This is a genomic window from Streptomyces halobius (assembly GCF_023277745.1).
GTDB classification, from domain to species: Bacteria; Actinomycetota; Actinomycetes; order Streptomycetales; family Streptomycetaceae; genus Streptomyces; species Streptomyces halobius.
The window spans coordinates 6,649,870-6,673,975 of sequence record NZ_CP086322.1 but is presented as its reverse complement, the minus strand read 5'-3'; the positions used below and the strand labels follow the sequence as shown (position 1 = coordinate 6,673,975).

Annotated in this window: 18 protein-coding genes and 1 pseudogene; 8 read left to right on the top strand and 11 right to left on the bottom strand. The window is 69.8% G+C overall.

The annotated features are described in order from the left end of the window. Nucleotides 1–389: 389 nt before the first annotated feature. The 3 genes from K9S39_RS30175 to K9S39_RS30165 form a co-directional block, all read right to left on the bottom strand. Nucleotides 390–1,211: an HAD family hydrolase gene (locus K9S39_RS30175; RefSeq protein WP_248866496.1), complete on the bottom strand. Its 822-nt coding sequence runs from the start codon at nucleotides 1,209–1,211 to the stop codon at nucleotides 390–392. A 53-nt stretch (nucleotides 1,212–1,264) separates the two neighbouring features. Further along, nucleotides 1,265–3,847 carry a phosphoribosyltransferase gene (locus tag K9S39_RS30170; protein WP_248869026.1) on the bottom strand — a complete coding sequence of 861 codons (2,583 nt, stop codon included), beginning with the start codon at nucleotides 3,845–3,847 and terminating at the stop codon, nucleotides 1,265–1,267. A 226-nt stretch (nucleotides 3,848–4,073) separates the two neighbouring features. Further along, entirely contained in the window at nucleotides 4,074–5,246 is a 1,173-nt protein-coding gene (locus K9S39_RS30165) for an HpcH/HpaI aldolase/citrate lyase family protein (protein ID WP_248866495.1), read from the bottom strand. 219 nt (nucleotides 5,247–5,465) lie between these two features. On the opposite strand from K9S39_RS30165, the gene K9S39_RS30160 reads away from it, so the two are divergent. Next, nucleotides 5,466–6,755: a TerD family protein gene (locus tag K9S39_RS30160; RefSeq protein ID WP_248866494.1), complete on the top strand. Its 1,290-nt coding sequence runs from the start codon at nucleotides 5,466–5,468 to the stop codon at nucleotides 6,753–6,755. 85 nt (nucleotides 6,756–6,840) lie between these two features. On the opposite strand, the gene K9S39_RS30155 is transcribed toward K9S39_RS30160, so the two are convergent. From K9S39_RS30155 to K9S39_RS30130, 6 genes are all read right to left on the bottom strand, one after another. Further along, entirely contained in the window at nucleotides 6,841–7,569 is a 729-nt protein-coding gene (locus tag K9S39_RS30155) for a TerD family protein (RefSeq protein ID WP_248866493.1), read from the bottom strand. A gap of 99 nt (nucleotides 7,570–7,668) precedes the next feature. Continuing rightward, nucleotides 7,669–8,808, bottom strand: a complete 1,140-nt coding sequence (locus K9S39_RS30150) for a DUF475 domain-containing protein (protein WP_248866492.1) — start codon at nucleotides 8,806–8,808, stop codon at nucleotides 7,669–7,671. Between the two features lie 54 nt (nucleotides 8,809–8,862). After that, on the bottom strand, nucleotides 8,863–9,438 hold the full coding sequence (locus K9S39_RS30145) for a TerD family protein (RefSeq protein ID WP_248866491.1): 576 nt from the start codon (nucleotides 9,436–9,438) through the stop codon (nucleotides 8,863–8,865). A gap of 125 nt (nucleotides 9,439–9,563) precedes the next feature. Continuing rightward, nucleotides 9,564–10,139: a TerD family protein gene (locus tag K9S39_RS30140; RefSeq protein ID WP_248866490.1), complete on the bottom strand. Its 576-nt coding sequence runs from the start codon at nucleotides 10,137–10,139 to the stop codon at nucleotides 9,564–9,566. Nucleotides 10,140–10,315: 176 nt separating this feature from the next. Continuing rightward, nucleotides 10,316–10,774: a peroxiredoxin gene (locus K9S39_RS30135; protein ID WP_248866489.1), complete on the bottom strand. Its 459-nt coding sequence runs from the start codon at nucleotides 10,772–10,774 to the stop codon at nucleotides 10,316–10,318. 149 nt (nucleotides 10,775–10,923) lie between these two features. Beyond that, nucleotides 10,924–11,355 carry a DUF3052 domain-containing protein gene (locus K9S39_RS30130; RefSeq protein WP_248866488.1) on the bottom strand — a complete coding sequence of 144 codons (432 nt, stop codon included), beginning with the start codon at nucleotides 11,353–11,355 and terminating at the stop codon, nucleotides 10,924–10,926. Nucleotides 11,356–11,883: 528 nt separating this feature from the next. Between K9S39_RS30130 and aceE the strand changes: the two genes are divergently transcribed. Then, on the top strand, nucleotides 11,884–14,631 hold the full coding sequence (aceE, locus tag K9S39_RS30125; RefSeq protein WP_248866487.1) for a pyruvate dehydrogenase (acetyl-transferring), homodimeric type: 2,748 nt from the start codon (nucleotides 11,884–11,886) through the stop codon (nucleotides 14,629–14,631). 125 nt (nucleotides 14,632–14,756) lie between these two features. Further along, nucleotides 14,757–15,539 (top strand): potassium channel family protein, encoded by a 783-nt coding sequence (locus K9S39_RS30120; RefSeq protein ID WP_406708040.1) that lies wholly within the window; start codon nucleotides 14,757–14,759, stop codon nucleotides 15,537–15,539. On the opposite strand, the gene K9S39_RS30115 is transcribed toward K9S39_RS30120, so the two are convergent. Together K9S39_RS30115 and K9S39_RS30110 are read right to left on the bottom strand one after the other, a co-directional pair. Then, entirely contained in the window at nucleotides 15,520–15,930 is a 411-nt protein-coding gene (locus K9S39_RS30115) for a peptidase inhibitor family I36 protein (protein ID WP_248866485.1), read from the bottom strand. The genes K9S39_RS30120 and K9S39_RS30115 overlap by 20 nt on opposite strands. 548 nt (nucleotides 15,931–16,478) lie before the next feature. Next, a pseudogene (locus K9S39_RS30110) lies at nucleotides 16,479–18,090 on the bottom strand (MFS transporter); the annotation flags it as partial. Nucleotides 18,091–18,205: 115 nt separating this feature from the next. On the opposite strand from K9S39_RS30110, the gene K9S39_RS30105 reads away from it, so the two are divergent. The 5 genes from K9S39_RS30105 (at nucleotide 18,206) to K9S39_RS30085 (ending at nucleotide 23,984) form a co-directional block, all read left to right on the top strand. Then, a complete protein-coding gene (locus K9S39_RS30105; protein ID WP_248866483.1) occupies nucleotides 18,206–18,862 on the top strand; it encodes a TetR/AcrR family transcriptional regulator in 657 nt (218 codons plus the stop codon). Between the two features lie 228 nt (nucleotides 18,863–19,090). After that, on the top strand, nucleotides 19,091–20,305 hold the full coding sequence (locus K9S39_RS30100) for an alpha/beta hydrolase (RefSeq protein WP_248866482.1): 1,215 nt from the start codon (nucleotides 19,091–19,093) through the stop codon (nucleotides 20,303–20,305). A 185-nt stretch (nucleotides 20,306–20,490) separates the two neighbouring features. Beyond that, nucleotides 20,491–21,369, top strand: a complete 879-nt coding sequence (locus tag K9S39_RS30095; protein ID WP_248866481.1) for a DUF4429 domain-containing protein — start codon at nucleotides 20,491–20,493, stop codon at nucleotides 21,367–21,369. A 456-nt stretch (nucleotides 21,370–21,825) separates the two neighbouring features. Then, a complete protein-coding gene (locus K9S39_RS30090) occupies nucleotides 21,826–23,307 on the top strand; it encodes a sensor histidine kinase (protein WP_248866480.1) in 1,482 nt (493 codons plus the stop codon). Beyond that, complete coding sequence (locus K9S39_RS30085) at nucleotides 23,304–23,984, top strand: response regulator (protein WP_248866479.1); 681 nt, start codon at nucleotides 23,304–23,306, stop codon at nucleotides 23,982–23,984. The genes K9S39_RS30090 and K9S39_RS30085 overlap by 4 nt, the downstream gene beginning before the upstream one ends. The last annotated feature ends 122 nt before the right edge of the window (nucleotides 23,985–24,106 follow it).

Below are 24,106 nucleotides of genomic sequence, written 5' to 3'. Positions count from 1 at the left end.
TCTTGGACTCGGTCACTCGGTCTCCTCCTGATCCCGGCCGATGGTCACGGCCGGCTTCCGCAGGCGCGCAGCCAACCGCTCGGCGAGACTAACCGAGCACGGCCACCCATAACCCATACCTCTCAACTTTCCCTTTCTCTTCCCGCCGCTGCCCAGCGAGGTGATCCCGCCGCCGGCGGGCCCCGCAACCGACCGCGGCGGTGCAGCTGTTCTCCGCGCCCGCGTGGACGACGCCGGTGACCGGCGCGATGGCGCTGCACGGCGTGGGCGCGCTGCCCGGGCGCGAGCGCACGGTCACGCTCGCGTCGAAGCCGCTGATGTGGATGTCTGTGCGAAGTCGGTGCTCGTGGCAGGGGCGCTCGCGGTGGCGGCCTGTGTCACCGTACGTGTCAGCGGGCGCGGCCCGGGGTGGCGACGCCGCGGATGAAGGCCCGGACGATTTCCTCACCCGCCGCGACACCACGCTCGTCGAGCGCCGTGACGTGCGGGGCCTGCCAGCCCGAGTCCGCCAGCTCACCGTGTCCGGGCCGCCAGCCGCGGTCCGCCGCCAGCAGCAGATCGGCGTCGAGCAGGGAGTCGCCGGCCGCGAGGACCTCCGACGCCCCGGTGCGGCGGGCCACCTCTTCGACAGCAGCGCTCTTGGTGAGCGGCTTCGGTACGGCGTAGATCTTGCGGCCCTGCAGAGAAACGGTCCAACCGCGTTCTTCCGCCCAGTCGGTGAGATCCTTCACCCAGGTTTCCGGCAGCAGCGGACGCTCCACGACGAGGTAGGCGAAGAGGTCCTCGGCGACGCGTTCCTTCAGCAGCCAGGCCGGGTCGGCGGTGCGGATGAGGTGCGCGCGGATCTCGTCGAGGGGCGCGCACTGCGAGGCGAGCCGCGCGGCGACGGTGCGCTGCCAGTCCTGGTCCGACTCACCCCGTACGAGCAGGTGACCGCCATTGGCGCAGATGGCGAACTCCGGTGCAGGGCCGGGGAGATGGATGCGTCCGTATTGCTCGCGGGTGCGGGTGGTGGTCGGCACGAAGGTGGTGGCGCGGGCCAGTTCGGCCAGCAGTCCGGCCGCCGTCTCCGTCATATAGGACAGCGGCTTGCGCTGGTATGTCTCGACACACAGCAGCCGCGGCGCCTCGGCGTCGGGCATGGCGAGATTCAGCGCGGCGGCCGAATAGATCAGGGTGCGGTCGAGGTCGCTGGCGACGATAGCGCTCATGCCGACACTTCCCCAGCCTTCGGCCGGGGGGACCCCCACGCTGCGCTCGCTCATCAGGAGGCCACCGCCTTGCCGTCAGCACCCGTGGCCCCGCGGGTGAAGCGGGGGTGGATCAACCCGACACAGGTATAGGGCAGTTCGTCGACCTCTTCGACGGGCACGCCCCGTTGTTCGGCCAGGAGGCGCACATGATCGAGATCGGCCCCGGCACCCCGCTGGGCGAGGACCTTCCAGGGGACCCTGCGCAGCAGTACCCGGGTGGTCTCGCCGACACCGGGCTTCACGAGGTTCACATCGTGGATGCCGTACTCCCCACTGATCCGCTCGACGGCCGCCCAGCCCTCCCAGGTGGGAGTGCGGTCGGCGGCGGCCAGCTCCTTCACGTCCGCGGCAACCGCCTCGGAGACGTCGGCGAACCGCGCGCCGACCGCGTCCAGGAAGGCCCGTGACACATCGCTGCCGACCAGTTCACGGTAGAACTTGGCGCCGTGGAAGTCGTCCGGGCCCACCAGGTCATCGCGCAGGACGGTGCGCGATATGAGCCCGGAGACAGTGGAGTTGAGGCAGGCGGACGGGATGAGGAAGTCATCGCGGGTGCCATAGGTCTCGACGCAGCTGCCGGGGTCGGCGAGTACGGCGATCCGGGGGTCGAATCCCGGGAAGTCCGCCAGCGCCTCGGCGAGTTCGCGGGTGATGGCGCCCTTTCCGGTCCAGCCGTCCACGAAGACGACATCCGCCGGGTCATGGTGGGCGGCCAGCCAGCGCAGTGCGGTGGTGTCGATGCCCCGGCCACGCACGATGGAGACGGCGTAGTGCGGCAGTTCCAGGCCGTGGGCGTGCCGCGCCCAGCGGCGCATCAGCACACCGACCGGTGTGCCGGCCCGCGCCAGCGACACCAGCACCGGGTTCTTCGTGCGCTCGGCGAGCACGGTCTCGGTGACGGCCCCGACGGCCCGCGCGATCCGGCTCGCGGACGTCTGCAGCGCGCTGTGGAAGAGCGCTTGGTACTGGTCGCTCGGCTGGTACTCCACGGGCAGCGACTCGGCGTAGTGGGCTCCGCCGCGCTGAATCGCCTCCTCACGTTCCTCGGTGGGCGCTTCCAGAGTGACGTCGGACAGGTCCTGCAGAAGCCAGCCGACCTCCTCGGGGGCGTAGGAGGAGAAGGCGGGGCCGCGCAGCGGCTCGGGGAGGTGCATGGAACGGACCTGTCGTTGCGGAGTGTGCGAGGAGGCGGTCTCGTCCGCCGCCCGACCGCGGTGCTCGGACGGCGCAGGGGGCGACGCCTCGGAAGAGGCCCCGGACCGCGGGACGTACGCGGGGATGACGGCGAGCAGCAGCCGGTCGGTGTGCTCGGCGAGACGGTCCAGCAGACCGCCGGCGGCGTGCAGTTCGGGGAGGTCGCCGTACGAGTCCACGACGGCCACGACGGCGTCGAAGCGGCGCGCCGGGTCGGCGCCGGCCGCGACGTTGTACGCGTACCGCTCCCCCGGTCCGTCGGCGGGCCGGTCGTGGGCGGGGAAGGCGAGCCGGGTCCGTATCGCATAGCCGGGGTCGTCCACGGCGAGCACGGGCGACCGGGTGGTTGTCGAGAAATAGACCCCGGCGCCGTCGGCCGGCGGGCCCGGCTCGCCGGCCTGCGCCGCACCGGCGCCGGCCGTGGTGTCGGCGAGCTGGTTGTCCAGGGCCTCGGCGAGCCGCAGCGGCGTATACATCAGCTCCTCGTTGCCGAGGACGAGAATGCGGCGTGCGCCGTCCACGTGCTCCGCGATGCGGGCCGCCATGGCCGGCAGCCCGGCCTCCAGCCGCTCGCGGTGCGCGGGGGTGAAGCCGTGCCGTCCGCCGTCGGGCAGTCCGGCGGGCCAGTCGAGGGCAACCCGTACCACGTCCGTGGCCGGTGCGTTCGCCGAGGCCACCGTGCGGGACTCATGGGCGGCGACGAGTTCCCGGCCACGCTCCAGGACATGCGCCGGGAGGCGTACGCCGCCCGCGGCCAGGGCCACGAGGTCGACGCGGGCGCCCAGTTCCGCGGCGAACTCCTCCAGGTGGGTGCGGTCCGCGTCGGAGCGCATGTCGACGAGGGCGACGACCACGTACCGCTCGCGCGGGAACTGCGTGTGCAGCGCCTTGATGGTGTTCAGGACGGTCCTGCCGGTGGAGAACTCATCGTCGACGAGCACCAGCGGGCCGTCCCCGGCAAGGAGGTCGCGGTCCTCCGGAAGCAGCAGATGCGAGGTCGCGTGGCTGTGCTCCTCCTCGAAGCCGCCCACCTGCGGGACGCCCGCCACCGGCCGACGGGTGGAGTGCAGATACGGCGCGAGCGCCAGCCCGTCGGCCACGGAATGCCCCAGTCCGGTGGCGGTCTCGGCGTAGCCCAGGACAACGGACCGGGCGGCGGCCTCGTCCCCCAGCAGCTCCCGCACCCTCCGCCCCAGTCCGACGCCGGCGCCATGGACCACTCCGGGCCGCTGCGGTACATGCTTGCCCAGCACGTTCGACACGAGCAGATGGGCCCGCTTGGGGTTGCGTCGCAGTGCCAGACCCAGCAGCTTGGGCAGTTCGTCCCCGCCGCTCAGCGAGACACCGAGCCGCTCGGCGACCCACTCTCCGGTCCACACCACGCGTTCCGTCTCCTCCATCACATCGTTCGCCGCGTTCCCCGGGACGCTCTCCGCCCGGCCGTTGGCCACGGACCTCGTCGCGTCGTTCGGCGCGTCGTTCCGCACGTTGTTGATCACGTCGTTCATCGCACCGCTCGTCACGTCGTTCGTCGCGTTCTTCGCAGACCTGGTCATCGTCATCGTCCGGTGCCTCCTGCCCGGCCGCTCCGCCGTCCGGATCCTTCCGGAGCCGGTCCGGCCCGTGCTACGCCTGCGGAAGGCTCGCCTCCAGCAGTTCCACGAAACCGACGCCCTCGTGCGCGACGCCGAACGCCTCGGCGCGCAGCAGCGTGCGCTCCGCCCAGGCGCGATGCGGCTTCACCTCGTTCATCTTGTTCGTATAGGCGGAGCGCATGACCCCGCCGTCGCACCGCTCGGGCCGCAGGATGTCCGCGGCGTCGCTGAACTCCTCGTGACTGACGACCGACAGCGCGTGCACCGGCGCGACATGCGAGGGATGGATACAGGTCTTGCCCTGCAGTCCGTTCGCGCGGTCCAGCTCGATCTCACGCAGCAGACCGTCCATGTCGTGCTCGATCAGTGCCGTGCGCAGTTCCTCGGCCCGCCCCAGGAAGGGGCTGCGTCGCAGCTGGGGCTTGAACATCCGCTCGTGCAGCCGGAAGTACTCCCACACCGGGCCGGTCACCGTGAAGCCCGTACCGTCCGCCCGGCCCAGCACATTCACCACGTCGGCGATCACGGAGGCCACGATATGGACGTCATACGCCGTCATGTCGGGTGCCCGGCGGAGCCCGTAGGCCGAGCAGAAGTCCGTGACGCCGAGCCTCAGGGCGAGCACCCGTTCCCGGTATGCGTCAACGGTCCTGGCGATCCCCTGCAGGGTTTCGGTGCGGCTCTCCAGATGCAGCAGCTGCGGAGATTCCAGCACCGGCATCGCGAACAGCCGCCGTCCGCAGGCGGACTCGGCCTTGACGAGCGCCTCCAGGAACGGGGCTCCGCGTTCCGCGGTGAACTTCGGCAGTACGAATCCGGACAGTCTGCGCGCGGTGGCCCCCATCCGGCGTATCAGATCCGGTATTTGACCGGGCTCACGGACGCGGATGAACAGCAGCGGAAGGTCGGTGCCCCCCGCTGCCGCCTCGTCGAGCAGTGCGAACTGCCGGACGAGATTCTCCTCGCCGGCCGCGACATCCCCGTCCCCTATGGAGTCCTCCAGACACAGCACCATGGACACCACGCCGAGACCCGCCTGTTTGATGATGTCGGCGGCGAGTTTCGGCCGGGTGGCAGGGCTGTAGAGCGTGGCACCCAGGGCTACCGCGAGCATGCGGGCCGGGGAGTCAGCGGTGAACTCCGCGGGCTCCTGGTGGAACAAGCTCTTCCGGATGTCGGGCGCAAGGTGCCCAAAATGACGCATACAACTCCCCGTATACAGGCGGGACCCGGGCACACCCGCTGCGTCTCGCTGTCTGGATCCAGCCGGTAATCGTACGTGTGCGGGAGAAGGGTTGGTTCCCCGGTGCGTGAAAATCTCGTAACCCGGGCGAGACGCTTCGATATCCACGAGCACACCCCGTGCACGTTCGCACAGGCCCCCGCGTTGTCGCTGCGACCTCCGGGAAGGCAGGATTACCGCATGACGCACGCGATGCTGAAAGGGTCGAACGTACCCCTCGACGCCACGGCCGTACGGGCCGTGCTGCGCTGGACGCCCGGCGCCGGTGTCCCCGATGTCGATGCCTCGGCGCTGCTGGTCGGAGCCGAGGGACGCGTGCGCTCCGATGAGGACTTCGTCTTCTACAACCAGCCGCGGCACCCCAGCGGCCTGGTCCGGCATCTGCCCAAGACCCGCCTCGCCGACGGCCTGACGGACACCATCGAGGCGGATCTGTCCGCTCTGGATCCGTCCGTGGACCGGGTCGTCCTGACCGCGTCGTCGGACGGCGGCGCCTTCGGGCTGGTATCCGATCTGCGCATGCTCCTCTTCGACGCGGCCGGAGACGGCGATGACGATCCGATCGCGGTGTTCGACGTCGTGCCCGAGACGGGCGATGAGACGGCGCTGATCTGCGGGGAGCTGTACCGGCGCGCCGAGACCTGGAAGTTCCGCGCGCTGGGGCAGGGGTACGCGAGCGGTCTGGTCGGTCTGGCAACCGAGTTCGGCATCTCGGTGGAGGAGGACGACTCCCCGGCCGCCGGGCAAGCGCCCCCGCTCGCACCGGAAGCGCCCACCCAGGAGGCCCCGACCGCCGCGGCCCCCACAGCCCCCGCCGACGATCCGTCGCCCATAGGCGAACCGACCGCAGGCCGGCCGGCCGCCGACGGACCGACCACAGGAGAGCAAGCCGCCAGCGCCCCGACCACCACCGAACCCGGCTCGGCCGAATCGGGCACCGCCGAACCGCAGACCGCCGGCCCGAACACCCCGAAGCCGAGCACCACCGACCAGCCCCCCGCCCCGGCGTCCCCGCCGCCCAGTGCCTGGCCGGAAGAGGCCGTCGGAGCACCGTCCGCGGCGGCCCCGCAGACGTATCCGGGGGCCGACCCCGAAGCCGTCACCCAGCATGTGCCGGACCCGATGCCGGAGCCGTTCTCCGCCGCCCCGCTGCCCTCGGGGGCCGCCGCGTCCCCGCCGCCCCCGCCACAGCCCGCCGCCGGCGGCGGCTACGGCTATCCGCAGAACGTTCCGCCACCACCGGCCCAGCCGCCCGGCCAGCCGACGTCACCGCCCACGTACGGTTATCCGGGCCCGCCGCCCCAGTACCAGCCCCCGCAGCAACCGCCGTCCGCATACGGCTATCCACAGCCGCCCCAGCAGCAGCCGCACCTTCCCTCGGCCTACGGCTACCCGACGCAGCAACAGCCCTTCGTGCCGGACCCGTCGTTCGTACTGCCGCCCCAGGGCCCGCAGTTCCAGCGCCGCTAGCGGCAACCGGCACCCACCGGTCCCCCCGGGGCCGCCCACCGGCCCCGGGCAGCGCGCCCGCGGACGCCACGCCCCGGTCCCGCTCTCACACCTTCGACTTGTACCCCCGGCCCCACTGCAGCCCCCAGCCGTACAGCCGGTCGAGCTCCGCCTGGAAGCCGTAGACGTACTTCACCTCGCGACGCACCGTCAGCTCGCCCTTGGTGTTCTCCAGCATGAATATGGCGCAGGAACGGGCCTGTGGCGCCCGCTCATCGAGCTTGATCTCCAGCCGCGGCCCATTGCTGGGATAGAGCGTCACCACCGCATGCGTACGGTCGAACGCCGGCGTCCCGTCGTAGATATAGACGAAGACCAGCATCCGCTTGATCTCGTCGCGGTGGTCCATGTTGAGGTAGAGCGTCTCGCCGGACGGTGAGCCGAACCGGTCGTCGCCGCTGAGCTTCACGAACGGCGGGGAGTTGAGGTCGCCGAGGAAATTGCCCAGCGGCTGCACCACACCCTTGGTGCCGTCCTCGAGCTCGTACATACAGGCCAGATCAAGGTCGATCTTGACCACGGCCGGCCCCTGCGCCTGCACCACCTCGGGCTTGAACAATTTGCCCGGGTGCCGCAGCAGGCTGCCCCGGCGCTGCTCACCGAGGTCCGAGGTGCGCATCTGCCAGTGCAGATTGACCCTCAGATGCCCGGTGGCCGCCCCCTGCTTCGTCAGCGAGATGACCGGATTCCGCTTCGTCAGCTCGACGACGTACGACGCCCCGCCGTTGTCGTACTTCGGTGCACCACCACGCCACCATTTCTCCAGGAAAGACACCTTGCCCACCCCATTGTTCAGCCCCGAATGCCGCGGGGCGGCCGTGAGGTCCGCACCCCATGGCCGCCCCGCAGAGAGCGTTCCTCAATCAGCGCCGCGTCACACTCCGGACGGGACTTCCGGCTTGGTCCCGGATCCGCTCTCGGACTTGCTGTCGCGCCGGATCTTCAGCACCGACGACCAGAACGAGAGGGCGATCAACACGAGGCCGATCAGGCCGGTGATGACCTCGTTGATCTCGTACTTGATAGTGATGAGCAGGATGAGGCCCAGCGCGCCGATCGCGTAGTGCGCGCCGTGCTCCAGATAGACGTACTCGTCCAGGGTCCCCCTGCGGACGAGGAAGACCGTCAGCGAACGGATGTACATCGCGCCGATGCCCAGACCCAGCGCCATCATGAAGATGTCGTTGGTGATGGCGAACGCGCCGATGACGCCGTCGAAGGAGAAGGACGCGTCGATGACCTCCAGGTAGAGGAACATGAAGAACGCGGCCTTGCCGGCCAGGCCCACGGCCGCACCGGTCCCGTTCTTCTTCGCGGGCGCCGCGGCACCCTCACCCTCCTCGTCGACCTCGTCCACGTCCTCCTCCAGCTTGGCCTCGAAGAAGCCGGAGATTCCGCCGACGACGAGATAGGTGAGGAGGCCGGCGACGCCGGACAGCAGCACCGTGACGCTCTTGTCACCACCGCCGTGCGAGACATCGGTGGCCACCGTCATCGCGGTCACCAGCAGGACGACCAGCGCGATGATGATGGACAGCGTGTCGAGCTTGCCGATCCTGGCCAGCGGTCTCTCGATCCAGGCCAGCCACTTGTAGTCGCGCTCCTCGAAGATGAAGTCGAGGAAGATCATCAGCAGGAAGATACCGCCGAATGCCGCGATGGACGGGTGGGCGCCGGTGACCAGTTCCTCGTACTTCGCCTGGTCGTGGATGGCGAGGTTGACCGCCTCGATCGGCCCGAGCTTCGCGGTGATCGAGACGATGGCGACCGGGAAGACCAGCCGCATGCCGAACACCGCGATGAGGATGCCGATGGTGAGGAAGATCTTCTGCCAGAACGCGTTCATCTTGCGCAGGATGCCCGCGTTGATGACGGCGTTGTCGAACGAGAGCGAGATCTCCAGGATGGACAGGATTCCGACGATCGCGAGCCCCTGCCACCCCCAGAGCACGCCGGCGAAGGCCAGGCCGAGCGCCGTGACGGCAAACGACCAGCCAAAGGTTTTCAGGAGCACTGCCTACCCAATCCCTTGCTGTGTGGGGGTCTCCGCGCGCGCGGCGCGGCGCCTTTACGAAACGTTGACCCCGAAGTCTAGAGCGATGCCTCTGAGGCCCGACGCGTACCCCTGGCCTACCGCGCGGAACTTCCACTCACCGCTGTGCCGGTACACCTCGCCGAAGATCATCGCGGTCTCGCTGGAGGCGTCCTCACTCAGGTCGTAGCGTGCGAGCTCGGAGCCGTCGGCCTGATTGACGACGCGGATGAAAGCATTGCTGACCTGGCCGAAGCTCTGGCCGCGCACATCGGCCTCATGGATCGAGACCGGAAAGACAATCTTGTCGACCTGCTGCGGCACCTGGGAGAGGTCCACCAGGATCGACTCGTCGTCGCCCTCGCCTTCACCGGTGAGGTTGTCGCCGGTGTGCTCGACGGAGCCCTCGGGGCTCTTGAGGTTGTTGTAGAAGACGAAGTACTCGTCCCCCAGCACCCGGCCCGACTCGCACAGCAGCGCGCTGGCGTCGAGGTCGAACGGCGCTCCAGTGGTGGAGCGCGCGTCCCAGCCGAGGCCGACCATGATCTGAGTGAGATTCGGAGCGGCCTTGGACAGGGAGACGTTGCCCCCCTTGGCGAGCGTGACGCCCATAGTGTTCGCTTCCTCCCCGGTTCGGTGCGGGCCGCACTCCGGCGCGGCCCGTGTCGCTGTCAAGCACGCCCGGCGCCGTACGCCCCGTGGGGACGTACGGCGCCGGACGAGATGGCTGAGCTCGGTCAGACGTTGACGCCGAAGTCCTGCGCGATGCCGCGCAGGCCGGAGGCGTAGCCCTGGCCGATGGCACGGAACTTCCACTCCGCGCCGTTGCGGTACAGCTCGCCGAAGACCATGGCGGTCTCGGTCGAGGCGTCCTCGCTCAGGTCGTAGCGGGCCAGCTCATTGCCGTCGGCCTGGTTGACGACGCGGATGTAGGCGTTGCGGACCTGGCCGAAGCTCTGCTGACGGGTCTCGGCGTCGTAGATCGACACCGGGAACACGACCTTCTGGACATCGGCGGGCACTCCGGCGAGGTTCACCTTGATGGCCTCGTCGTCGCCCTCGCCCTCACCGGTGGTGTTGTCGCCGGTGTGCTCGACCGAACCGTCCGGGCTCTTCAGGTTGTTGAAAAAGACGAAGTTCTGGTCGTTGGCGACCTTGCCCTGGTCGTTGGTCAGCAGGGCGCTGGCGTCCAGGTCGAAATCCGTACCGGTGGTGGTACGCGCGTCCCAGCCCAGACCGACGAGGACGGCGGTCAGATTGGGGGCTTCCTTCGTCAGCGAGACGTTGCCGCCCTTGCTGAGGCTGACTCCCACGAGTCCTCCCTTAGATTCGAGGGGTACGTAAAGATTTGCGCCCCCAACGTGCATGGCATCAGATCAACGAATCGATCCTAGTGACGGGTTCCCGACGAGTTACAGATATCGCACGCCGAGGGACACCGATGTCGGGGACGACGGCTCCGGGAGCGTCCGTCGGGACGCGGCCAGGGTCAGAGGTTTTCCAGCGCCTCGACGTAGTCGTTGAGGTCGCGGGCGTCGGGCAGGCCGTTGACGACGGTCCAGCGCACCACGCCCTCCTTGTCGATGACGAACGTGCCGCGGACCGCGCAGCCCTTCTCCTCGTCGAAGACGCCGTACGCCCGCGACGCCTCGCCGTGCGGCCAGAAGTCCGACAGCAGCGGGTACTCCAGTCCCTCCTGCTCCGAGAAGACGCGCAGCGAGAACGGGGAGTCGTTGGAGACGGCCAGCAGCTGGACGTCGTCGTTGACGAACTTCGGCAGCTCGTCACGGAGCGCGCACAGCTCGCCGGTGCACACACCGGTGAACGCGAAGGGGTAGAAGAGCAGGACGACGGCCTTCTCACCGCGGAAGTCGGAGAGTTTGACCAGCTCGCCGTGCTGGTTCTTCAGCTCAAAATCCGGAGCCTTGGTGCCGACCTCGATCGCCATGGGGTTGCTTCCCTTTCGCTCTCTCAACTGGACGCGCCCAACCCTACGCGCCGGGCCAAACGCCCCGAGAAACCCCTCCTGAACAGGGCCGAGCCCCCTCCGGAACAGGACGGAGGGGGCTCGGTGACGAACGCCGGGGCGGGCCGGGCTCAGCGCCTCTTCGCCGCTGCCTTCGGGGTCACAAGGCGACTGCCGGTCCAGTCCTTGCCCGCGCTGACGCTCTTGCTCGCGGACAGGCCCGCGGTCCTCGCGGCCTCGCTGATCTCGCTCGCCTCGACGTAGCCGTCGCGGCCGGTCTTCGGCGTCAGCAGGAGGATGGAACCTCCCTCTTCCATGTAGGCGATGGCATCCACCAGCGCATCGGTCAGGTCCCCGTCGTCCTCGCGGAACCAGAGCACCACGGCATCGGCCACGTCGTCGTATTCCTCGTCGACCAGCTCGGTGCCGGTGACCGCTTTGATGGTCTCACGGAGCTCCTGGTCGACGTCATCGTCGTAGCCGATCTCCTGGACCACCTGGTCGGGCTTGAAACCCAGCCTTACGGCAAGGTTCGTCTCCGCGTGGTCCGCGGTCGCGCTCACGGATTGCCTCCTGTCATGTTTCGGAAAACGCTTTTGGGCCCCGCGCGTGCGCGGAGCATTGGGCGTAGTCCACACGGGCCGGGCGGATCGCGCAAGTACCCGGAGGTCGAGACCGCCGAAACGGTGACGATTGAACGCGTCTCGCCTCAACCACGACCCCACCGGGACACGGCGAAGTGATTCACACCACAGCGTTCTGCCGGGTTTGTGGGGTATACGCGCGCGGCTGGGCCCTTTGGGGGGTGCCGGCCGCGCGCCGGGTCCGTTTTCGGGAGGCGCACGGCCGTACGCGAGGGACTTTCGACATGGGCGTATGGTTGCGATTTGGCCGACCCGAGAAACCGGCCTTTCCGTGCCCCTCTCCCGGCCGTCGGTTACCCGGCGGTAGAGATGACGTAGCCGTGTGGCTCGGTACACGATGGAAGACGGCGCGACACCGACACCACAGACAGTACAGACCGCATTCGTCCCCGTGCGCAGCAGCAACGGCGTGCCGAGCACGACACGACCCGAACACGAAGGAACAGCGTGGCTTCCGGATCCGATCGAAACCCGATCATCATTGGCGGCCTTCCCAGCCAGGTCCCGGACTTCGATCCCGAAGAGACCCAGGAATGGCTCGACTCGCTCGACGCTGCCGTCGATGAGCGAGGCCGGGAACGTGCCCGCTACCTCATGCTTCGCCTGATCGAGCGGGCCCGCGAGAAGCGTGTGGCCGTGCCCGAGATGCGCAGCACGGACTACATCAACACCATCGCGACCAAGGACGAGCCGTTCTTCCCCGGCAACGAGGAGATCGAGCGCAAGATCCTGAACGCGACCCGGTGGAACGCGGCCGTCATGGTGTCCCGCGCCCAGCGCCCCGGCATCGGCGTCGGCGGCCACATCGCCACCTTCGCCTCCTCCGCCTCCCTCTACGACGTGGGCTTCAACCACTTCTTCCGGGGCAAGGACGAGGGCGACGGCGGCGACCAGATCTTCTTCCAGGGCCACGCCTCCCCCGGCGTCTACGCCCGCGCGTTCCTTCTGGACCGGCTGTCCGAGCCCCAGCTCGACGCCTTCCGCCAGGAGAAGTCCAAGGCCCCGAACGGTCTGTCGAGCTACCCGCACCCGCGCCTGATGCCGGACTTCTGGGAGTTCCCGACCGTCTCGATGGGCCTCGGCCCCCTCGGCGCGATCTACCAGGCCCGGATGAACCGCTACATGGAGGCCCGCGGCATCGCCGACACCTCCCCGTCGCACGTGTGGGCCTACCTCGGCGACGGTGAGATGGACGAGCCGGAGTCGCTCGGCCAGCTGTCCCTCGCCGCCCGTGAGGGCCTGGACAACCTGACCTTCGTCGTCAACTGCAACCTGCAGCGTCTGGACGGCCCGGTCCGCGGCAACGGCAAGATCATGCAGGAGCTGGAGTCGCAGTTCCGCGGCGCCGGCTGGAACGTCATCAAGCTGGTGTGGGACCGCAGCTGGGACCCGCTGCTCGCGCAGGACCGCGACGGCATCCTGGTCAACAAGCTCAACAGCACGCCGGACGGCCAGTTCCAGACGTACGCCACCGAGACCGGTGCGTACATCCGCCAGCACTTCTTCGGTGACGACCACCGGCTGCGCGCCATGGTCGAGAACATGACCGACGACCAGATCCTGCACCTGGGGCGCGGCGGTCACGACCACAAGAAGATCTACGCGGCGTACGCGGCGGCCAAGGCGCACAAGGGCCAGCCGACGGTGATCCTCGCGCAGACCGTCAAGGGCTGGACCCTCGGCCCGAACTTCGAGGGCCGCAACGCGACCCACCAGATGAAGAAGCTGACGGTCGACGACCTCAAGCGCTTCCGTGACCGGCTGCACCTGCCGATTCCGGACAAGGACCTGGAGCACGGCGCCCCGCCCTACTACCACCCGGGCCGGGACTCCGAAGAGATCCAGTACATGCACGACCGCCGCAAGGCGCTCGGCGGTTACGTCCCGACCCGTGTCGTGCGCAGCAAGCCGCTGCAGCTGCCGGGCGACAAGGTCTACGCGGGCGCCAAGAAGGGCTCGGGCCAGCAGAAGATCGCCACGACCATGGCGTTCGTCCGGGTGCTCAAGGACCTGATGCGGGACAAGGAGATCGGCAAGCGCTTCGTGCCGATCGCGCCCGACGAGTACCGCACCTTCGGCATGGACGCGTTCTTCCCGTCGGCGAAGATCTACAACCCGCTGGGCCAGCAGTACGAGTCGGTGGACCGTGAACTGCTGCTCGCCTACAAGGAGTCGCCGACCGGCCAGATGCTGCACGACGGCATCTCCGAGGCGGGCTGCACCGCGTCGCTGATCGCGGCGGGCTCCGCCTACGCCACGCACGGCGAGCCGCTGATCCCGATCTACGTCTTCTACTCGATGTTCGGGTTCCAGCGCACCGGTGACCAGTTCTGGCAGATGGCGGACCAGCTCGCGCGCGGCTTTGTGCTCGGCGCGACCGCCGGCCGTACGACGCTGACCGGTGAGGGCCTGCAGCACGCGGACGGCCACTCGCAGCTGCTGGCGTCGACCAACCCGGCCTGTGTCGCGTACGACCCGGCCTACGGCTACGAGATCGCGCACATCGTCAAGGACGGTCTGCGGAGGATGTACGGCGCGAGCGCCGAATTCCCCCATGGCGAGGACATCTTCTACTACCTGACCGTCTACAACGAGCCGATCCTGCACCCGGCGGAGCCCGCCGATGTGGACGTCGAGGGCATCCTCAAGGGTCTGCACCGCGTGCGGCCCGCCGAGAAGGGCCGGCACGCTGCCCAGATCCTCGCGTCGGGCGTGGCGGTGCCGTGGGCCGTCGAGGCGCAGCGGATCCTCGCGGACGAGTGGAACGTCAAGGCGGACGTCTGGTCGGCCACCTCCTGGAACGAGCTGCGCCGCGACGCGGTGGCGGCCGAGGAGCACAACCTGCTGCACCCGGAGGAGGAGCAGCGCGTCCCGTATGTGACGCGGAAGCTCCAGAGCGCCGAGGGCCCGAAGGTCGCGGTCTCGGACTGGATGCGTTCCGTGCCGGACCAGATCGCGCGCTGGGTCCCGGGCACGTACCAGTCGCTGGGCGCCGACGGCTTCGGCTTCGCGGACACCCGTGGTGCGGCCCGCCGCTTCTTCCACATCGACGCGCAGTCGATCGTCCTGGCCGTGCTCACCGAGCTCGCCAAGGAGGGCAAGGTGGACCGCTCGCTGCTGAAGCAGGCGATCGACCGGTACCAGCTGCTGGATGTCACCGCCGCCGAGGCGGGCGAGGCCGGCGGCGACGCGTAGCCCTGGCCGACTCGTGCTGATCTGTGGGGCCCCTGGCCGGTGATTCCGGCCGGGGGCCCCACAGGTCTCGGGATCCGAGGTACCCTTCCGCGCCGGCCGGGAACCGATTCCTTACGATGGGCCGCATGCGCGGAGCCGAAGCGGAACAACACTGGGAACATCGCACTCAGCGGCCGCTGCTGTGGCTCGCGGTGCTCTTCGCCCTCGCCTACGCCGTGCCCATCGTGTCGCCCGACGCCGATCCCTGGCTGCACAAGGCGTGCCAGATCGTGGAGTGGGTGGTGTGGGCCGCCTTCGCCCTCGACTACGCCGTACGCCTGTGGCTGACGCCGGACCGTTGGCACTTTGTGCGCAGCCAGCCGCTGTCCCTGCTCGCGGTGCTTCTGCCCATGGTCCAACCGCTGCGGCTGCTGCGTCTGGTGTCCGCGCTGCTGCTTGTCGGCCAGCGCGCCCGGATGGCCGTTCAGGTGCGGCTGACGACCTACGTCGGCGGATCGGTGGTCGGCCTCCTGATGTTCGGATCGCTGGCCGTACTGAAGGCCGAGCGGGACGCGCCGGGCTCCAGCATCAAGACCCTGGGCGACGCCGTGTGGTGGTCCTTCACCACCATGACCACGGTCGGCTACGGCGACCTCGCGCCGACCACCGGCCTGGGGCGGGCGCTCGCCGTGGGACTGATGCTGTCGGGTATCGCCCTGCTCGGTGTGGTCACCGCGAACATCGCGGCGTGGTTCATCTCCCGCTTCGAACACGACGACGCCGAGGGCCGTCGCCAGACGGCGGCGATCGAGGCGCTGACCTCCGAGGTGCAGGCCCTGCGGGAGCAGGTCGACCGGCTGTCCGGGGCCGACACCCAGGCGGCGCCGGCCCCGGCGTCCGGTTCCCCGCTCAGCGCTCCCAGATCTTGAACGCACGTACCTGGTAAGGGGATTGGGGCACCCAGCTGCCACCGCCCGGGTAGGTGTCGAACTCGCCGGTCTCGGCGCATTCCGCGCTCTGGTAGGTGGTGACCGGCCGGCCGGTGCGGTTGGCGAGCGAGGCGGCACTGACTCCCTCGGGCAGCGGGACGCAGCTCTCGATGCCGGTGCCGGACAGGTCGTAGGTGTGCCGTCGGCCGCCGAAGTCCGCCTTCGGCCAGAGGCACAGCTGGCCGGCCGAGCAGTCGCCCGAGGCGGCGGTGTGGCCACCCGAGGCGGCGTGCGGGGCCGGAGCCCCGAGAGCGGACGGGGCGGCGAGCGCGGCGGCCAGTGCGGCGAGGCCGGTGACGAGCGCGGTGGTGCGGAACGTGCGGATACGCATTGGATCTCTCCCCCGTGGAGTACGACGTGGCGTTCGGCCGCGTATGTGGTGGTGCCGTACGGCGTTGGCGTGCCGCGGCGGGCCGGTCGCCCGCCGCGGGTTCGGAATCGAGCTTGGCGAGTGCGCGGCGCGGTTGCCAAGGCCGTGGCGGAGAGGCCACCCGGATCAGGTATGTGGACAGGCGGAACGGATCGGGGCGGGGTGGTGGTGCGCCATGTTGACGTGCGCCTCGGCGATGGGGCGACCCGCGGAAACCGTTCTCCGGGGCCCGCGCCGCAGGGCGCTCGATGCACCCCGCACGCGGTCCTCCAAGGTGCGGTGGCCGGTTCCCGGGACCGTTCATCCGGATGAGGGATTCGGCGGTCCGGCGGGCTGCCCATCAGCGCCGGGCAGTCGGCGGACGGGCCGTCCGGCGGCCCGGAACGGGGGTTGACGCGCCCCAGCGCGCAAACGGCGCGCGGCGGGCCGTGGGCACGCCTCCAGCTACCGCTGGGAGGTGTCCCACGGCCCGCCGCGCGCCGTTTGCGCGCTGCCGCCGGTGGTGCGGAGCCGCGCCGGTCAGACGTGGCCGGCGCCGGCGCCCGCCTCCGCGTTGGCACCGCGCTTGGTGAGCGTGGCGACGACGGCCGCGACGATCGCCACCCCGCAGGCGACCGTGAAGGCCAGGCCCATGCCCGAGACAAAGGTGTCGTGGGCCACCGAGGTGATCTTCTGGGCGATCTCCGGCGGGGTGCCCTTCGGCACCGGTGCGATGCCGGCCGAGACGGCGTCGGCCGCCTGGGACATCTTCTCGGGCGGGACCGGCGGGAGCCCGGCCGACTGCCAGTTGCCCGGGAGCCGGTCGTCGACACGGGAGGCCATCACCGCGCCGAGCACGGCCGTACCGAGGCTGCCGCCGACCTGCATCGCGGCCTGCTGCAGCCCGCCGGCGACACCGGAGAGCTCCAACGGGGCGTTGCCGACGATGACTTCGGTGGCGCCGACCATGACCGGTGCGAGGCCCATGCCCAGCAGCGCGAACCAGACGGACATCGGGCCGGTGCCGCTGCCGGTGTCCAGACCGGACATCCCGTACATCGCGACGGCGGTCAGGATCATGCCGCCGACCAGCGGAATCCGCGGGCCGAACTTGGTGATCAGGGCGCCTGCGAGCGGCGAGCCGACGATCATCATGCCGGTGAGCGGGAGGAGGTGCAGTCCGCTGTCGACGGGGCTCATGCCGTGCACGTTCTGGAGGTAGAACGTCACGAAGAACAGGCCGCCCAGGAAGGCGAAGGCCATCAGCACCATGAGGACGGTGCCGGCGGTCAGCGGCACCGAGCGGAACAGCCGCAGCGGGATGAGCGGCTCGCGGACCTTGGTCTCCAGGACGGCGAAGAGTGCGAAGAGAACGACCGCGCCGATCAGGAAGCCCAGGGTCTTCATGTCGCCCCAGCCCCATTCCGTCGCCTTGATCAGCGGCCAGATGAGGCAGAACATGGCGCCGGAGAGCAGCACGATGCCCGGGATGTCGAAGGAGCGGGGCGCCTTCTCGGCGCGGTGGTCCTTGAGGATCACCAGGCCGAGGGCCAGGGCCAGGATGCCCACCGGCACGTTGATGAAGAAGACCGACTGCCAGTTGACGTGCTCGACGAGCAGTCCGCCGACGATCGGGCCGCCGGCGGTGGAGGCGCCGATGACCATGCCCCAGATGCCGATCGCCATGTTGAGCTTCTCGGCCGGGAAGGTCGCGCGCAGCAGGCCGAGCGCGGCGGGCATCAGCAGCGCGCCGAAGAGGCCCTGCAGCACACGGAAGGTGATCACCAGCGCGACCTCGCCGGAGAACCCGATGGCACAGGAGGCGGCCGCGAAACCGAGGACGCCTATGAGGAAGGTCTGGCGGTGGCCGAAGCGGTCACCGAGCTTGCCGGCCGTGATCAGCGAGACGGCCAGGGCGAGCATGTAGCCGTTGGTTATCCACTGGACGTCGGCGAGCGAGGCGCCCAGATCCTGCTTGATGGCCGGGTTGGCGATGGCGACGATCGTGCCGTCGAGGGCGACCATCATGACGCCGATGGCGACGGAGAAGAGGGTCAGCCACGGATGGCCACGCAGCCCCTTGCGGGGCTCCGGTACGGGAAGGTCCGGTGCGCGCTCGGCAACCGGGGTCTGAGAGGTCATACAGCGAGGCTAATGTCAGCCACTGACAGTTGACAAAGTAATTCATGAGTCGGTAACTGTCATTTACCTCACAGGTATCCTGATCAGCGATAACCCTCTGGAAAGGCGGCGCAGGATGGCGACCCCGACGCCGCAGACGGCACCCACCGGCGGGCTGCGCGAACGTAAGAAGCAGCGCACCCGCGACGCCCTGATCCGCGCGGCGCTGGAGCTGTTCACGGAGCAGGGGTACGACGCGACGACGATCGACGAGATCGCCGAGGCGGTGGACGTCTCCCAGCGCACATACTTCCGGTACTTCGCCAACAAGGAAGAGGTCGCGTTCGCCGTCCAGAAGATGGTGGAGGCGCGCTTCCTGGAGGAATTGAGGGCGCGGCCGGCGAGCGAGGCCCCGCTGACGGCGCTGCGCAGCGCCGTCATGGTCGCCTGGGACGACATCGGCAGTGCGATCGAATCGGTGATCCCGGTGGAGCTGCACATGCGCACCTACCGGATGATCGAGTCGACGCCCGCGCTGGTCGCCGTCCATCTGCGACGCTCGTCCGAACTGGAGGAGGAGATCGCCCAGTTGATCGCCCGGCGTGAGGGGCTGGACGTGGACACCGATCCGCGGCCACGGGTGCTGGTCGCGGCGTTCAGCGGGGTGATGCGGGTGGCCGGGAAGGTGTGGGGTGAGGGACAGGACTGCAGCGTGGCGTCCATCCGCGAACTGACCAAGTCCTACCTCGATCACCTGTCGCCGGCGATGGACGACGACTGGGGGACGCGGTGAGCGGGACACGGCAATGAGCGGGAGGCACGCGCCGAGCGGGGCCGACACGCGGTAAGAGGAGCCCACCCCTGCGTGATCATTTAACCACCCCCCTTGAGACCACCTCTGCACGGCTGAGCACCGGAAACACCCCAACGATGTCCGTTTTGCTGGAAATGTCAGCCGCGTTGCGTGATATGACTCACGGCCTCGGCAGGCGCCCTGCCGCGTCTCCTAGGGTGGCTCGCGGTGACTTCCTTCCCAGGGCTCGGCCCCTCTTCCGGTTTCCTGCAGTCCACCGCCTGGCGCGCCGCTCTCGCCCTGGTGGTGGTGTTCGTGATGCTTGCCATGACCGGATGGACGGCCATCAGAGAAACCAAGGTGGACGCCAATCCCCTGGCCACCGCCAGAGAGGCGTGGAAGCGCGCCACGTTCCAGGGGCGTCCGCTGCCCGACCCCGATGGCGCCCCGGCCGCGATCCGGGCCTTCTTCGCCACGCTCGACCGCGCCGAACGCCGGGAGCTCGCGCACCGGTACCCGCTGGCCGTCGGCAATATGGGCGGCGCCCCCGTACAACTGCGTTACCGCGCCAACCGGATGGCGCTCGACGACGCCCACGCCATCGAGAAGCAGCGCATGGGCGACAAACGGCTGACGCCGGTCGGCCGCCAGGAGGCCGGGCGGCTGGTGCACCGCTTCGAGTCGATGATGAGCGGCGACCGGCAGATCCTGGCCTTCGATCCGGCCGGCGGCGGCCGGGCCGCGGAGGTCTTCGGCAACCTCACGAAGGCCCGCCGGGTCTCGGTCGTGGTACCCGGGGTGGACACCGATCTGTCGACCTTCGAGCGCACCGCGCGGGCGACCACCGCCCCCGTCGGCATGGCGAAGTCCCTGTACGCGGCCCAGCGGGACGCCCGGCCGCACACCCGTACGGCGGTGATCGCCTGGGCCGACTACACCGCGCCGTCCGGCCTGGGGGTCGAGGCCGCCACCGGGCAGCTCGCCGAGGACGGCGCGGTCCGGCTGCGCGCGCTCGTGAAGTCGCTGCCCACCTCCGGGCCCGTCTCGCTGTTCTGCCACAGCTACGGGTCCGTGGTGTGCGGTGTCGCCGCCCACGAGCTGCCGGAGAACGTCGAGAACATCGCGGTGGCCGGCAGCCCCGGCATGCGCGCGGAGAGCCGCTCCGGGCTGGGCACGCACGCCCGGGTGTGGGCGATGCGGGACGCCGACGACTGGATCCAGGACGTGCCGTACCTGGAGGTCGGCGGGCTCGGCCACGGCGCGGACCCGGTCGATCCGTCCTTCGGCGCGCGGATCCTGTCGGCCGACGGCGCCGTCGGACACGCCGGATACTTCGCGCCCGGCACCCGCAGTCTGCGCAACTTCGCGCTCCTCGGGGTCGGTGCGACCGGCTCCCTGAAGTGCGCGACCGATGACCCCCAGTGCAACTCGGGTCTCGTCTGAGGGCGGGACGCCGTACGGCCTTCCGCAGTCCCGCCCCGCGCCCGGGGACGGGCCGGACCCGCGGAAACCGGGATGACCCGGGCGGAACAGGAGCCGGGGCGAGGGGCCGGGAGCCCTATGACGCGCGTAGCGCAAGGTGTCCGGAAGGGGGACGGGCGGGCGACCCCGCGCATACGATGAGCCGCATGGGTGATGTGCTGGCCGGTTTTCACGCCGTCTGGGAGTTTGATACGGACTCCGTACTCATCCGCTTCGAACGGGGGATCCGCAGGCCGAAGCTGTTCCAGGCGCTCGGCGAGCGACGCATTCCGTACGAGGCGTTGAGGTCCGTCGAGCTGTCCGAGGGCAGACGGGGCACGGTGGTGCTGCACGCCGTGCCACGGCACGGCGCCGACCCTCTGATGGAGGCGGCGGACGGACAGCTCAAGGAGGACGCCGACCCGTACCGGCTGGTGCTGCCGGCCGAGCACGGGACACTGGCCGAGTACTACGCCGACGAGCTGCGCACCGCGCTGGGGCCCGCCTCCAAGGAGCCCGCCGAGCGCCATCTGGTGGCCGCTCCGGAACCGCCGCTGCACTTCAAGGCGTACGACGGCAAGGCGTCCTTCGACGGGCGGTCGGTCGCCTTCCGGTGGTTCTGGACGGGCGCGTCGTCCGCGAAGTGGAAGCGGGGCGACCAGACCTTCACGGTCGGCGAGCTGGCCGGGGTGGAGTGGCGCTCGCCGGAGATCTTCAACGGCTATCTGCGGCTGCTGGAGCGCGGGGGCCGGGACGCGGCGGCCGACGAGGCCGACCAGGACCCGGCGGCGGTGGTCTTCGGCCTCGGCTACGGCCCGGTCCACGAGTCGCTGCCGTTCGCGGCCTCGGTGCTGCAGGCCGTACGGGCCGCCGAGCCGGCACAGGACACCGCGTCCCGCGAGCCGGTACGCCGTGCCGGGGACGCGCGCCGGGACCCGGCGGACATCGCGGACCGGATCCGGCACCTCGGTGAGCTGCACAAGGCGGGACTGCTGACGGACGACGAGTTCAGCGCGAAGAAGGCGGAGTTGTTGGCGGAGCTTTAGGGGGCGAGGCTGCGCTCGGGGGCGGCTTGAGAGTTCGTTTGGGGTTCGTGTTGCGGGGCCTGTTGGGGGAGTCGTGTTGGGGGGATCGTGTTGAGGGGGTCGTGGTGGGGGCGTGTTGAGGTTTCTGTCGCCGTGGGAATACCCGCCCAGTCGGTTGCGTTGGGGGCCGCAGGGGGCGCTTGCGACCCTTAGGGGATCTGCCCGCCCAACCTCAGGGCTCTTTGGGGGCTTGAGGGGAATCCGCGTAGGGGCGGGGAGTTGGGCTCGGCGTTTGCTGGGAGCTTCGCGTGCGCCGGGGCCGATGTGGCTGTGGCGTGGTGCGGGATCGTCGTGGCCGGGCGCGAGTGCCGCCGGGCCGTCGGGCCGCCGGGTGCGGGTCGTACCGTGGTACGGATCGAAAGGCCGGACCCTGGTATGACGCCTGGGCGAGCGGTGGCCGCTTACATTGATTTCGCGATGTCCAGACGATCTCTCACCACAGAACGCGAGCCGACCCGCAGCGCCGGGCGCGAGTCGGCCCGCAGCCGGGCGATGCGCGCCGCGCGGCAGGCGCTGCGTGTCCTCGTCGTCGAGCTCGGCACCCCGGCCGGGCCCGGCACCCCGCTGTTCGGGACGGTCCAGAACCGCTGGCTGCGCTGGCTGCCCTATTTCGTCGCGTTCGTGTTCGCGGTCTCGCTGCTGCCGTCGAGTATCAACGTCCTGGCCAACGACTACGGCATGAACGGCGGGCTGGCCGGCGGGCTCGCCACCGCGCAGACCGCTCCGCTGCTGCTCGCGGTGGCCCGGCCGCTCCAGGCGTGGTGGGTGATCTTCGCGGCGGATGTGGGGTGCGCACTGGCCCTCATCGGGACCGACGGCGTCGCGGGCCGCGCCTGGCCCTGGCCGCCGACGGTGATCGTCGGCTACCTCGTCCTGATGCTGGCGCTGTCACTGCGTGAGCACCGCCGCACCCTCGTCGCCGTATGGCTGACGACCGGAGCGGCCGGCATACTCGCCGAGCCGCTGACCCCCGAGCACAGCGAAGGCACCTCGGTACTGCTGTTCGTCCTCTCCGGCGTGATGCTGCTGATCGGCGCCGCCCTGCGGGAACGGGGCGACACCCAGCGGAAGTTGCTGGAGCAGGAGACCATCAGCGAGGCGGAGCGCGCCCGCCGGACGCTGCTGGAGGAACGCACCCGCATCGCCCGCGAGCTGCATGACGTCGTCGCCCACCACATGTCGGTGATCACGGTCCAGGCCGACAGCGCCCCGTACCGCATCAGCGGGATACCCAAGGAGGCCCAGGAGGAGTTCGGGGCGATCGCCGCGACCGCGCGCGAATCGCTGGCGGAGATGCGGCGGTTGCTGGGGGTGCTGCGCAGCGAGGATTCGGAGCGGCACGGCGATCCGGAGAAGACCCCGCAGCCGGGGATCGGACAACTGCCGAAGCTGGTCGAAGGGACCGTCCGAGGCGGTGTGCCGGTCGAGTTGACGCTGCCCGAGGAGCCGGTGGCGCTGGAACCGGCGGTGGATCTGTCGGCGTACCGGATCGTGCAGGAGGCGCTGGCCAATGTGGTACGGCATGCGCCGGGAGCGCGGACCCGGGTGTCGGTGAAGACGACGGCGGACGGCTCGCGGCTGACGGTCCTGGTCGTCAACTCCGCGCCGCCCGCGCCGTCCGCGCCGCTGGAGACCACCGGGACCGGGCATGGCCTGATCGGGATGCGGGAGCGGGTGCGTCTGGTGGCGGGTTCACTGGACACCGGGCCGCTGCCGGACGGCGGCTTCCGGGTCGCGGCCCAGCTCCCGCTGACCGGGGCGCCGTCGTCCGGGGACGCACAGTCCGGAGACGCACGGTCCGAGGACACACAGTCTCGGGACACACGGCCCGGGAACGCCGCCCGCACAGGTTCCGCCTCCTCGGCTCCCGACTCCGCAAAGGACTTTCCCTCCGCATGACCACTCGGGTGATCATCGTCGACGACCAGGCCATGGTGCGGGCGGGGTTCGCCGCACTGCTCGCCGCACAGAGCGATATCGATGTGGTGGGCGACGCACCGGACGGCGTGCAGGGCGTGGAGCTGAGCCGCCGGGTGCATCCGGATGTGGTGCTGATGGATGTGCGGATGCCCGAGATGGACGGGCTGGAGGCGGCCCGTCAGCTGCTCGATCCGCCCATCGGCGTCACCCACCGCCCGAAGGTGCTGATGCTGACCACCTTCGATGTCGATGACTACGTATACGAAGCGTTGCGCGCGGGTGCGTCCGGATTTCTGCTGAAGGACGCGCCGCCGGCCGATCTGATCTCCGCCGTCCGCGTCGTGGCGGCCGGTGAGGCGCTGCTCGCGCCGTCGGTGACACGGCGGCTGATCGCCGACTTCGCGCGCCGGCGCCCGGCCCTCCGCAAGGACCGCACCTCCCTCCGGCTCAACGGCCTCACCCCGCGCGAAACGGAGGTCCTGGAGCTGATCGCCCGTGGTCTGTCGAACCAGGAGATCGCCGATGCGCTGGTACTCGCCGAGCAGACGGTGAAGACCCATATCGGCCGCGTCCTCGCCAAGTTGGAGCTGCGCGACCGCGCCCAGGCCGTGATCTTCGCGTATGAGTCCGGCCTGGTCACACCCGGAGACCGGTGACCGAGTGGGGCCGACCCCCTGAAGGAGGGTGGGGCCGGCCCCAGTAAGGGGGTGGGGACAGCACTTCCGTCCTGAGGACGAGCGGGACCGGCACCCCATACCCCAGTATCACCTGGGAGTTG